This window comes from Rhizobium sp. YTUHZ045, assembly GCF_051124255.1.
GTDB lineage: Bacteria > Pseudomonadota > Alphaproteobacteria > Rhizobiales > Rhizobiaceae > Rhizobium.
Genome location: NZ_CP101435.1, coordinates 258114 through 269807 on the forward strand (window position 1 = coordinate 258114; position 11694 = coordinate 269807).

The 11694-nt window shown below is 56.6% G+C and carries 13 protein-coding genes; 11 read left to right on the plus strand and 2 right to left on the minus strand.

The window, feature by feature from the left end:
• Positions 1-233: 233 nt before the first annotated feature.
• Positions 234-938, minus strand: a complete 705-nt coding sequence (locus NMA58_RS30725; RefSeq protein WP_416068717.1) for a nodulation protein NolW — start codon at positions 936-938, stop codon at positions 234-236.
• Between the two features lie 182 nt (positions 939-1120).
• On the opposite strand from NMA58_RS30725, the gene NMA58_RS30730 reads away from it, so the two are divergent.
• From NMA58_RS30730 to NMA58_RS30780, 11 genes are read left to right on the plus strand one after another with little or no spacing between them, the layout of a single operon-like run.
• Complete coding sequence (locus NMA58_RS30730) at positions 1121-1612, plus strand: nodulation protein NolB (protein WP_416068718.1); 492 nt, start codon at positions 1121-1123, stop codon at positions 1610-1612.
• Positions 1613-1621: 9 nt separating this feature from the next.
• Positions 1622-2479, plus strand: a complete 858-nt coding sequence (gene sctJ, locus NMA58_RS30735; protein WP_416068719.1) for a type III secretion system inner membrane ring lipoprotein SctJ — start codon at positions 1622-1624, stop codon at positions 2477-2479.
• Positions 2480-2491: 12 nt separating this feature from the next.
• Positions 2492-3124: a nodulation protein NolU gene (locus NMA58_RS30740; protein ID WP_416068720.1), complete on the plus strand. Its 633-nt coding sequence runs from the start codon at positions 2492-2494 to the stop codon at positions 3122-3124.
• Entirely contained in the window at positions 3121-3744 is a 624-nt protein-coding gene (gene sctL / locus NMA58_RS30745) for a type III secretion system stator protein SctL (RefSeq protein WP_416068721.1), read from the plus strand. Before NMA58_RS30740 ends, sctL begins: the two co-directional genes overlap by 4 nt.
• Positions 3741-5099: a type III secretion system ATPase SctN gene (gene sctN / locus NMA58_RS30750; RefSeq protein ID WP_416068722.1), complete on the plus strand. Its 1359-nt coding sequence runs from the start codon at positions 3741-3743 to the stop codon at positions 5097-5099. The genes sctL and sctN overlap by 4 nt, the downstream gene beginning before the upstream one ends.
• Entirely contained in the window at positions 5075-5659 is a 585-nt protein-coding gene (locus NMA58_RS30755; protein WP_416068723.1) for a hypothetical protein, read from the plus strand. Before sctN ends, NMA58_RS30755 begins: the two co-directional genes overlap by 25 nt.
• Positions 5653-6714, plus strand: coding sequence for a type III secretion system cytoplasmic ring protein SctQ (gene sctQ, locus NMA58_RS30760; protein WP_431324623.1), 1062 nt, complete (start codon positions 5653-5655; stop codon positions 6712-6714). Before NMA58_RS30755 ends, sctQ begins: the two co-directional genes overlap by 7 nt.
• Complete coding sequence (gene sctR / locus NMA58_RS30765; RefSeq protein ID WP_416068725.1) at positions 6707-7372, plus strand: type III secretion system export apparatus subunit SctR; 666 nt, start codon at positions 6707-6709, stop codon at positions 7370-7372. The genes sctQ and sctR overlap by 8 nt, the downstream gene beginning before the upstream one ends.
• A 29-nt stretch (positions 7373-7401) precedes the next feature.
• The gene (locus NMA58_RS30770; protein WP_416068726.1) at positions 7402-7662 is read left to right on the plus strand and encodes an EscS/YscS/HrcS family type III secretion system export apparatus protein; all 261 of its coding nucleotides are present in this window, start codon (positions 7402-7404) and stop codon (positions 7660-7662) included.
• Positions 7659-8471 (plus strand): type III secretion system export apparatus subunit SctT, encoded by an 813-nt coding sequence (gene sctT / locus NMA58_RS30775; protein WP_416068727.1) that lies wholly within the window; start codon positions 7659-7661, stop codon positions 8469-8471. The genes NMA58_RS30770 and sctT overlap by 4 nt, the downstream gene beginning before the upstream one ends.
• Positions 8468-9505, plus strand: coding sequence for an EscU/YscU/HrcU family type III secretion system export apparatus switch protein (locus NMA58_RS30780; RefSeq protein WP_434714937.1), 1038 nt, complete (start codon positions 8468-8470; stop codon positions 9503-9505). Before sctT ends, NMA58_RS30780 begins: the two co-directional genes overlap by 4 nt.
• Before the next feature lie 86 nt (positions 9506-9591).
• Here the strand turns inward: NMA58_RS30780 and NMA58_RS30785 are convergent.
• A protein-coding gene (locus NMA58_RS30785; protein WP_416068729.1) for an IS5 family transposase occupies positions 9592-10355 on the minus strand; the annotation gives its coding sequence in 2 pieces (ribosomal slippage) (positions 9592-10040 and positions 10040-10355; 765 coding nt in all).
• Between the last annotated feature and the right edge of the window lie 1339 nt (positions 10356-11694).

Sequence of the window (11694 nt, forward strand, 5' to 3'; positions counted from 1 at the left end):
CGTTGGCAAAACCGGGCATTGAAGAGGTCGCTGCATTTTCGCCGCGCCGTGCTTAGTTGCCCCGCCATTTTAGGGCTCTCAGTTCATTCTGGCACTCAATGGCCAGGATTGTTGGAGATCCTGAATTGGATCATGAGCGGTTCAGCTTTCGAGAACCTGACGAATCCATGCGAATTCACTTAGGACCGCTGTCGGTTACGTTTTCTCCAGACACCGGGGCATGTTCATCGATGTCATTTCCGCTTCAGCTGAGGCTTCTCGGCAACACCATCCTGTTGCGGCACGTCAGAAGAATAAGACGATTCGGGTCGTCCACCTCGCACGACCATGGTCGAGGAGCCCCGAAACAACAACAGCAAGGGTTCCTCACTCGGTGCCGGCGCGACATGCGGCTGCGCTTGCGCCTCCGCAAGCAGCCCGTTGAACGTCTCCTCCACGAGCGCGAGGAACCGCGGTGGACCAGAAACCAAAACGAGGTCACTTCCCGCCGCGGATTTCACGACAAAGCGCTCATCTGAGATGCCGAGCTCATCGAGGGCCGCCTTGAACGCATCGAAGCGAATCGGGGTCAATACAAACATCTTAGATCGCGCTTCTTTGGCGGCAGATACATAGAGTACAAGCCCATCATAGTACCATTGTAGATCGTACAGCTTACTCAAGCGATCGAGGAACTCCCGCGGTGGCAAATCGGGCATACGTCCGCGAATCCGCCCCCTCACCTCGGCGCTGATACTGACCCTGATATTTAGGTTGTTTCCGAATTGCTGCAGCGCGGCAGCGAGATCCTGGTCCAACACCGTATACCTATAGGGTGTAGAGGGGAGCGACAGAGGGGCGCCGACGGCTGTATGTATTCCGGCCGAGAGAAAAATCCCGACGCAGAGAACTCTGGTCAGGTTGTGCAGGATCGTGGATAGAATGAACGATGTGGACATCTCGTCCTGATAATCGAACGGCCGAAACTCTCACAAGTACAAAAATCGCTAAGTTGAGTTTTTAGATAATGATGCGCTCTCGTCAGCTTACAGTCAGCTCACCTCTCTAGGTACAGGCGCAACAGCTGGTGATCGCCGGCTAAACGCAATCCGCGAGACGCAAACAATCGAGTCGTTGCATTATGCTGCCTGTTAACTCAATCTCTGCCAGTCTGATTGACTTTGTACCCAAGGTTGCTTCCCCCTCATTGGGAGAGCAGGCTCAGTTTGAGCGCGCGCTAGCGCAGGCGGCCGCCTCTACAAAAAATGATACCGGATTGTCGCCAGCTACGGCAGCGCCAGTTCCTCCGCAGTTGGATGTCCAGCGCGCAACTCCACAGCCAAGCTCGCCCGGCGACCGTGTGCTCCAAACTCTTTCTTCCATGTACCGCGAACAGACGGTTGGTTCTGTCGCGCTTGACCATCAGGTAGACCTTGCAAAAAACGCTCCACTCCGGGCGGCACAGAGGCTCCCTGTCGAAGGTGGGACGCCGGCAAGATCGACGGGACCCGATTTCGGGTCGACAATCTCTAATCTACGGGATCTCTACAGTGGCGTCACTACAGTTTCTCTAATTTCTAAAGGTGTCAGCGGCATCACCTCATCTGTGAACACGCTAATAAAACAAGGATGAACCGCTCGTATGATTGGCTCAGCACTTGGCGAAATCCGGCATAGCCGCCTGTCGGGTCTTCGTTCGCTTCGTTTGGTCGTTCTGCCACTTCTCTTCACCTTGAGTGGTTGCAAGACCGATCTGTATACGCAACTGCAGGAGCGCGAGGCGAATGAGATGCTCTCGCTTCTAATCGACAACGGGGTTGATGCGGTCCGGGTTGCCGCGAAGGATGGGACCAGCGCGATCCAGGTCGACGAAAAGCTGCTTGCGTTGTCAATCAACCTCTTGAATGCCAAGGGGCTACCCCGCCAGTCGTTCAAAAACCTCGGGGATATTTTCAGCGGATCAGGCCTGATCGCCTCGCCGACCGAGGAGCGTGCTCGTTACATCTATGCCCTAAGCGAAGAGTTGTCGCGTACTATCAGCGACATCGACGGCGTCTTGTCAGTACGTGTTCATGTCGTTCTGCCGAATAACGATCTGTTAGGTTCGGATGGCACGCCATCCTCGTCCTCGGTCTTTATACGGCACGACGCCAAATCGAATCTCCCAGTTCTCCTGCCGAAGATAAAGTTGTTGGTCGCCGACAGCATCGAGGGCCTGTCCTACGAAAAGGTTGAGGTGGTTTTGGTGCCAGTGGAACCGTCCGGACCTGACTACCGGCGCGCTCCGGCGACTGTTTCGGCCCAAACATCCAGCTCTTTTCCACCGCCACTTCTGCCAATCGTGATGGGTGTTGCCGCAGCTGCATTCGCAGCGGCGTGCTATCAATTAGTCGGTGGTCTAGTGCGTCGGCCCAAGCAATCATCGGGCCAACTATCCAAGGTCGAAGGTTCCTCCGGGGCTTCCGCTGTCGAGGCCATTCGCAAAGAGATCAGCGCATAGGTAATAATCCCAATGTCGATACCGATACAGGCTGCCGGACTCCATCGGTCCCTCCAACTGAATTCCATGTGGCTAAACGACCTTGCTGCTATGGCTCACCCGACTCGTCTTGCCGCTCGTCTTGACCCGGCGTTGTCCGCTGCGACGTTGGAACAGTTGCAGAAGCGTCCCAGGCTGCAGCCAAGACTGGCGGAGTTGCTGTTTGATAATGAATTGCATTCGGACGGAACCGGCCTTGGGCCAGATCTGCTCCGCGGACATGATCCGCGTCAGACTGCTATCCTTGCCGGCAGTATCTGGCATGCCCGTTCGCTGTTGAAGCTTGTCTCAAAGCCCCACCTGACTGCGCTTATTGACCATATCGGCGCTGATGCCCACGCGTTCGGAATTCGGCATCTGGCGCAGGCGATCGCAACCAGCTTGATCGCTGATCCGAACAGGCTCGCGCAGCAAATCGAACACGATGGACATGCCTGTCTTGGAGCTTGGCTCAATGACAGTTCCGCGCTTGAGCGTAGCCATGTGCTTCTTCGATTGCCGGTCGGGACCGCTGCGGAGAATCCTTTGCCCGAACACAGTAAAGCCTCCGGGCAATTGTTTGCGCTTGTCCTCGCCCATCTTGATACGGAGAACCCGACGAAATGACGGGAGATTATTCCGCCAAGCTCGTCGCGCCGCAAATGCGCCCGGTTGGGCCACTGATCCCGGCGAGTGAGCTTGAAATCTGGCATATCGCCGCAAAAGCGCGTGACGCAGCACAACGGTATCAACAGCGGGTTCGGAGCTGGGCACGCGAGGCCTACGAGCGTGAGCGGGCGCTCGGCCATGCCGAGGGCTTGAATGCAGGGGCCGAGGAAATGGCTAGCATAATTGCGCAGGCAGCCTCCGATGTGGCGCGACGAAAGGCGGTCCTCGAGCAGGAATTGCCGCAGCTGGTGATAGAGATACTAAACGATCTTCTGGGCGCTTTCGATCCGGGCGAGCTGTTGTTGAAAGCTGTTCGCCACGAGATTGAGCGCAAATATACCGGCGCGGAAGTTTGCCTCCACGTGTGTCCCACGCAAGTCGATATGCTCGCGCGCGAATTTGCGCGTTGCGATGGGCGGGAAGGTCGGCCGAGGGTGCGGATCGATCCAGATCCGACTTTATCGCCCCAACAATGCGTGCTGTGGAGCGAGTACGGCAATGTAGATCTTGGACTTGATGCACAGATGCGCGCGCTCCGCCTCGGCTTCAGGCCGTATTCTGAAGAAGGAGAACTGTGATCACGCCGCTATCACAGCATAAAAATCTCGCCGGCAAGCGGAGTCTCGTTTCTGCGATCTCATCTTTGAGGTCCACAGCAAAGCAGATCGACACGCGTGTCGTGCGCGGCCGGATCACGCGGGCTATCGGTACACTGGTCCATGCCGTCTTGCCAGACACTCGGATTGGGGAACTTTGTCTTCTGCACGATACGCGAACCGGCCTGTCGCTCGAAGCCGAGGTGATCGGCTTTTCGGACAATGGCGTGTTGCTCACGCCGATCGGTGACCTGGTAGGCCTGTCCAGCCGCTCAGAAGTCGTGTCCACTGGACGAATGCGTGAAGTGCCAGTCGGGCCCGATTTGCTTGGCCGTGTGATTGACAGCCGTTGCCGCCCACTTGACGGCAAGGGTGAAATCAAAACCGTCGAAACTCGACCGCTGCACGGCAGGGCGCCCAACCCAATGAACAGGCGCATGGTTGAGCTCCCATTCCCGCTCGGGGTTCGTGTTCTGGATGGTCTCCTCACATGCGGCGAGGGCCAGCGAATAGGGATTTATGGCGAGCCTGGCTGTGGCAAATCGACGTTATTGTCGCAGATCGTAAAAGGTGCCGCCGCCGACGTTTTCGTAGTCGCGCTCATAGGCGAGCGTGGACGTGAAGTTCGTGAGTTCATCGAGCGTCATCTTGGAGAGGCGGGCCTCCGTCGTACGGTCGTTGTGGTTGAAACCTCCGACCGCTCGGCAGTGGAGAGGGCGCAATGTGCTCCTATGGCGACCGCGCTCGCGGAGTACTTTCGCGAACAAGGGCTACGCGTCGCCCTCATGTTGGACTCGCTGACGCGCTTCTGCCGCGCCATGCGCGAAATTGGCCTTGCTGCGGGCGAGCCACCGACCCGGAGGGGCTTTCCTCCCTCCGTGTTTGCCATGCTGCCAGGTCTCCTTGAACGTGCCGGTATGGGTGAGCACGGCTCAATCACGGCCTTTTATACTGTGCTTGTCGAAGGTGATGGCACAGGCGATCCAATCGCGGAGGAATCGCGGGGCATTCTCGATGGCCATGTCGTCCTCTCACGCGCTATCGCTGCGCGGTCGCATTTCCCAGCTATTGATGTGCTGCAGAGTCGCAGCCGAGTCATGGATGCGGTCGTTTCTGGGACACATCGCAAGGCAGCATCTTTTTTCCGTGATCTCCTCTCGCGCTATGCCGAGTCCGAGTTTTTGATCAAAGTCGGCGAGTACAAGCAGGGCGGCGATCCGTTAACTGACCGAGCTGTCGCTTCGATTGGCGACCTGAGGGAATTTTTGTGTCAGAGCGAAGGCGAGGCGTCGGATTTTGAGGAAACGGTCGCATGGATGTCGCGTCTGACCGCGTGACTCGTGTTCACACTTCGAGGTTGCGGCTTCTTAAGGATATGCAAGAGCGTAGTGCCTTTAGAGAGCTGTCCGAGAAGCAAGCCCAACACGATATGGCCACCTTAGCCTTGCAGAGTGCCTCCCAGGAGCTTGCAAACGCACAGCAACATTTTGCACGGGCCGAAGCGGCGCTCTACGAGGAGCTGATGTCCCTTGACAAATGGTCTAGCGCAGCACTCGACCATCACCACCTTCAAATTGAGCGGCTTGCCGCTGAGGTCTCTTCGAAACGTCAGATGCTCGACGATGCGCACATCGCTCAAAAAGAGGCCGAGGCAGTGTTATCTAAGATGAGAACCGTGTGGGTCAGACGTTCGGCCGCAAGCCACAAATGGCAACAAATCGAGGACGAAGTCAGGCGCGCCGTCGAAATACAGTCCGAGGCGGCAGGCGAGATAGAGGGCGACGATGAGATATCGCTTCGATATGGCAGTTTTGCTCGCCCAGATGTCGCGCGATCAGACCCGATGATGGGAGCTTCTGTGGAAACGCTATACCCCAGCCTTGAGTCGCCTTGGTAACCACAGTGGTCAGACCTGCTATATTCGAACCTGCGCTAACACTGTCCCACGTGGTCGTCTCGTGGCTCAATGATGTTGCCGCTTTCCGCAGCCCCTTTCAGAGCTGGATTAGCGAGAAGCCGCTGTCGGTGCGTATACAAGGGCTTATTTGGCAGCAGAAACCTTCTGCCATTCCGATGCTTGACTGTGTTTGGCGCTTGGGAACTGAAACGATCGTCTTATCGCTGTCACGAGGCCTTGTTGAGGCGCTTATCGCGACGGTGCAGAGCGGTCTTGCATTCCCTTCCGACCCAACTGCTTCACTCATTCTCGAGCTTGCACTTGAGCCGCTTGTCGCTCGATTAGAGGATCAGACGCAGCTGGATGTGCAGCTCTTGAAGGTGCGTGAGGCTTTGACAAAGGCTCCTTGTCTGGAACTTGATATCGCCTTCGGCTCAGTCAATGGCAAGGGCCGTCTATTCCTGTTTTCTCCCCTTGATGGCTTGGTCCCGCCTGCATTCCACGCCTTAGGCGAACTGCTTGGCCAATTGCCCCGACAGCCGCGCGAGCACTTCCCAGAGCTACCGGTTGCAGTTGCAGGAAGAATCGGCACGCTTTCCGTTCCGGCAGTGGTTCTTCGCAAGGCATGTGTCGGTGATGCTCTGTTGCCAGACATATCGCCGTTCGGCCACGGCAAGATAACGCTATCCGCGGGCCAGCTATGGGCCTGTGCAGATATTGAAGGCGACGACCTCATCCTGCGGGGGCCCTTCCGCCCACTATCATCCCCCTTGGAGACTGTGCATATGACGACACAACCCGAATTACAGCAGGATCCCTCGGAAGCCGATCTCGATGATCTCGAGATCGTGCTTGTCTTTGAATGCGGCCGCTGGGCTATGCCTCTAGGCGAATTGAGGAGTGCGGGCGAAGGGCATGTTTTCGAACTTAGTCGGCCGATCGATGGTCCGGTCGACATATTGGCCAACGGGCGGCGTATCGGGCGTGGCGACATCGTGCAGATCGGAGATGAACTGGGCATTAGGCTGCGCGGCAGGTTGGCATGCAATGACTGAGATTCAACCAGCGATTCTGTCGCTTCTCGCGATTACAGCCGGAATCGGCCTGCTTGTTTTAGCGCTCGTCACAACCACGGCATTTATAAAAATCTCAGTTGTTCTCTTCCTGGTCCGCAATGCGCTGGGGACCCAGACAATCCCACCGAACATCGTGCTTTACGCTGCGGCACTCATCCTAACAATTTTCATCAGCGCACCTGTAGTCGAACAGACCTATGAACGGGTGGCCGATCCAAAGTTCCGCTACCAAACGTTCGACGACTGGGTAAATGCCGCCAAAGAAGGGCGTGAACCGCTGCACGATTACCTTAAGAAGTTCACAAACGAAGAGCAGAGCCGCTTTTTCCTATCTTCGACGGAAAAAATTTGGCCAGGGGAGATGCGCGACAGAACCACCCCGGATGATTTTGCCATTCTTGTGCCGTCTTTTCTAATATCAGAACTCAAGCGTGCGTTCGAAATAGGTTTTCTTCTCTACCTTCCCTTCATCGTGATCGATCTTATTGTAACGACAATCTTGATGGCGATGGGCATGTCAATGGTATCTCCGACAGTCATATCTGTCCCGTTCAAGCTCTTTCTATTTGTCGCTATTGATGGTTGGTCGAGATTAATGCACGGACTTATTTTGAGTTACGCCACACCTGGAGGTTGATCATTACTCAGTCCAGCATTGTTACTTTTATGAACCAGTCGTTGGTGGTTTTCATGATCTGGATTCTCCCACCGCTCATTGCATCAGTGATTGTTGGCCTGGTCGTCGGGATCATCCAGGCGGCAACGCAAATCCAGGATGAAAGCTTGCCACTTACCGTGAAGCTTTTGATCGTTGTGGCGGTGATCAGCCTGTTTGCCCCTGTTCTGAGCGCTCCGCTCGTAAGGTTGGCCGACCAGATCTTTGCGGAGTTTCCCACAATGACCCCAAGCTACCAGCCTAGATCGTGATTGCGTCCGAAATTCAATCCCTGATCCATGGGGCTATTGAGCTCGTCCTCGCAGCCGGCATAGGCGCGGCCCGCGCAATGGGCCTCATGATGATTCTTCCTGTATTTACACGGGCTCAAATAGGCGGGCTCATCCGCAGCTGCCTGGCTGTAGCCTTCACGCTCCCGTGTTTTGCACACGTCAGTCACTGGTTGCAGACGCTGGATCCTGAGACACGTCTGATTCAAGTAACACTACTTGGAGTTAAGGAGATCTTTGTCGGCTTGCTACTTGGCATTTTTCTTAGCATCCCGTTATGGAGCCTTCAGGCCGCCGGTGAGCTTATCGACAACCAACGCGGCATTAGCAGCCCATCAGCTTCGTCAGACCCCACAACGAACAGTCAGGCTTCCGCTATGGGAATTTTTCTCGGGATCACGGCACTGACGATCTTCGTGGCGTCGGAAGGCCTAGAAGGTGTGGTCAGTACCCTCTATGGAAGCTTTCGGATCTGGCCTGTGTATCGATTTCACCCCACGTTCACCGCGCAGGCAGCTATGGAGTTATTGAGGCTCCTGGATCACACAATGCTCACGACCTTGCTGGTCTCTGGACCCGTAGTGTCCTTCCTTCTGTTAGTTGACATATCAATGATGATATTGCGGCGCTTTGCGCCGCAGTTCAAGTCCAGCCAACTGTCACCAATGATCAAGAATATCGGGTTTCCGATTATTATGATTGCCTACACTGCCTATCTCATCGAGGGGATCAGCCTGGAGATCACACAAGCGAATGGCGCGCTTGAGTGGATGGACAAGCTGCTGAAATGAGTGACACGAGTGAAGAGAAGACACACGCCGCCACCCCGCACAAGCTAAACGAAGCGCGCAAAAAAGGGCAGATTGCGCACAGTTCCGATTTCGTCCGTGCGGTCGCCACTTGCGCTGGGTTCGGCTACCTTTGGCTGAGAGGGAGCGTCGTACAAGACAAATGCCAGGAAGCGCTACTAGTAGTCGACAATCTGCAGAATCTGCCCTTCAATCTAGCGGTCCGGCAGGCACTGGTCCTCCTGATCGAACTCACATTCGAGACGGTTGGACCACTGCTTGGAACTCTCGTCGCCGCGGTGATTTTGGCCGGGCTGATAGCCAATGGTGGATTTGTCTTCTCACTGGAGCCGATCAAGCCCAACCTCGAGAAAATTAACCCGTTTGAAGGGCTTAAGCGCGTGGCCTCTGCACGTTCTGCTGTGGAAGCCGGCAAGACGCAGTTTAAAGTGATGGTCCTGAGCGCGAGCTTTCTCCTCTTCCTTCTCGGAACGTGGAAAACGATGGTCTATTTGCCTATCTGCGGCATCGGCTGTATCGGTCTCGTTTTTACGCAGGTGAAGCTGCTGAGCGCGATTGGCGCCGCTGCACTTTTGATCGGCGGACTTATCGATCTGCTGTTGCAGCGTGCTTTGTTTCTGCGAGAAATGCGCATGACAAAGAGCGAAGTGGCGCGCCAGCTCAAGGAACAGGAAGGCACGCCGGAGCTGAAGAGTGAACGACGTCGCCTACGCGAGGAGTCCGCGCACGACCCTCCCCTTGGCGTGCACCGGGCCACGTTGGTGGTGAGGGGGAAGGGCATACTCGTTGGTATGCGTTACGTTCGCGGCGAGAGCGGCGTGCCCGTCTTGGTTTGCCGCGCCGCGGGCGAGGCTGCTTCAGAATTGTTGAATGAAGCGCGGGCGCTACGCGTCTATGTTGTCGATGATCATGTGCTTGCGCATCAGCTCATCAGCACAACGAAGCTGGGCGACGCCGTTCCTGCGCAATGTTTCGAGTCTGTCGCCAAAGCACTCTTTGCCGCATGCGTGGTATAGGTGTGACCACCGCCTTGGCCGGCCAATGTCGGCCGCATGATTTCGCCGCGATACGGCGCGCGATGGGCCGATCCTAGGCCATCGACTCATAAACTTTGGCACCAGATTCTCGTGGCGACGAGCTTTACGGCAGCGAGGTAGTTTTCGGGGCGCTTGTCGTATCGGGTTGCAATGCCTCGGAACTGTTTGATCCTGTTGAAGAACCGCTCAACGAGGTTGCGCTGCCGATAGACCCAGCGCGAGAATACGAAGGAGCCCTTGCGGTTTGACTTCGGCGGAATGTTGGCCCAGGCCTTTCGCTCGGCCGCCTTGGCCCGAATGACATTGCTGTCATACCCGTTATCGGCCAGTAGGATGTCTCCCTCGCCGAGCTCGTCCGTCAACGCGTCGGCCTCGGTGCAGTCAGCGATCTGCCCGCCGGTCAGGCGGAGGGTGACGGGGCGGCCGTCTGCGTCGACGAGCGCATGGATTTTGCTCGTAAGTCCGCCGCGGGAACGTCCCATGCCGCCATTGTCTCCATCCCCCTTTTTCCCGTGGCCGCATGCTGGTGAACGCGGACACAGGTCGAGTCGATCATGACGATGTCGCCATCGTAAGCCTCCGAAACCGCCTCAAAAAGCCGATCCCAGACCCCGGCTTTCCGCCAGCGGACGAAGCGGTTGTAGCAGGTGGTCGACGGACCGTAGCGCTCTGGGATTTCCGCCCAGGGCGAGCCCGTCCGGAACGGCCAGAGAATGCCATTTAGCACCCGCCGATCATCGACGCGGGGAACGCCGCCGGCCTTGTTGGGCAACAGTGGCGACAGGATCGACCATTCGTGGTCGGTGAGTTCGTAGCGGCGACGCGTCATAGAGGCTCCCTCTTTCGGAAGCCTTGAATCACGACAGCCGGTAAACACCAAGCAATTTTATGAGTTTACGCCCTAGTCTTGCAAGGCGCGACCGTATCTACAGCCGCGCCCAGCCGCGCATGCCGTCAAGATCGAAAAAGGCCTTTGCAATGTTGCGCGCTTCAACGGTCCGGTCCTTCTCGACGTGATCGAGCGGTGCCCTCCAGAGGACGTCAGCGGTCCGTGGGGATCCGAGCAATCCCTGTGGCCCTTGCCGTCAGCAACCATGAACTGCACGACGAATTGGTCACACTACGATCCCACAGTGAGCGCGACGAACAGCCCACCTTTTCTTTGCTGATTGCGACCGCGAGATAAGCTTCCTCCTCCATCAACAGACGAAAGCCGTGGGATGCTCGTCGCGCACACATCCCATGAAAGTCCATGTTGCGAAACTCAGCGACAACGGCGACTCAATAGCCGCAAAATGGAAACGCCGATCACGCAAGAGAACTCGAGCCTGCGTCCCTCGGCGAATGCTTACAGTCTGGCCGTCACCCTCGCTGGCTGTGGATACGAACGAAATTCAAGGGAACGCTCTCGCTCAAGCAGCTCGTCAATCTCGCGCGCGTGCAGATCGAGACAGCGACATCTACGAGCTCTATTGCGCCACGTAGGACCTTGGTACCGCCTTCCTCGTGCGGGCGCAGACGAACAGGCTGCCCGAGTGTCGCCCCAAGATCCTGGCGTTCGCGCCTTCGCCCAGTGCTCTTGGACGGGATGTCATCGCATCACAACGACCCGACTTGGCTGCAGGTGAAGTGCTATCAAAACCTTGACCGGTTTGCACGACATCGCTTTCGGCATCTCTATTGGATCAAGCTCGACGATGTGGGTCAATCGGCAGCCCTGCCGGATGGATGACCGTGCATCCGGACAACGCCTTCGTCAGCCAGTAGTCAGCCAAGTCGTCTATCTAGGGCTGCCGCGCCAAGCAACCTAAACTCACGTCAAAACACAGGAGCGAATCGTCATGTATGGTCGAATTGGTGACTCTTCTGATATCCAATACACGCGTAGGGGGAGGCGGCAAACGGATGCAGGAAGCTAAGAGTTCGCGGCCACGTTTGCCCGGATGCACATAACCGCATTGGCTTCCAGCGGCGGCTCATCGTCAGCGGCTACGCAAGCTTACTCCCTCCAAGCCAACCCTCCGGTGGTGCAGATCGACAGATCTACTTTCTGGAAGGAGGCGAGGCAATTTCACGGCGCTGAGATCACGCGCATTGCAGACAATCCACAAGAGTATTCGGAATTCATATCATCACGCGCCAGACGCACTGCGGACGTTGCTAGTCAA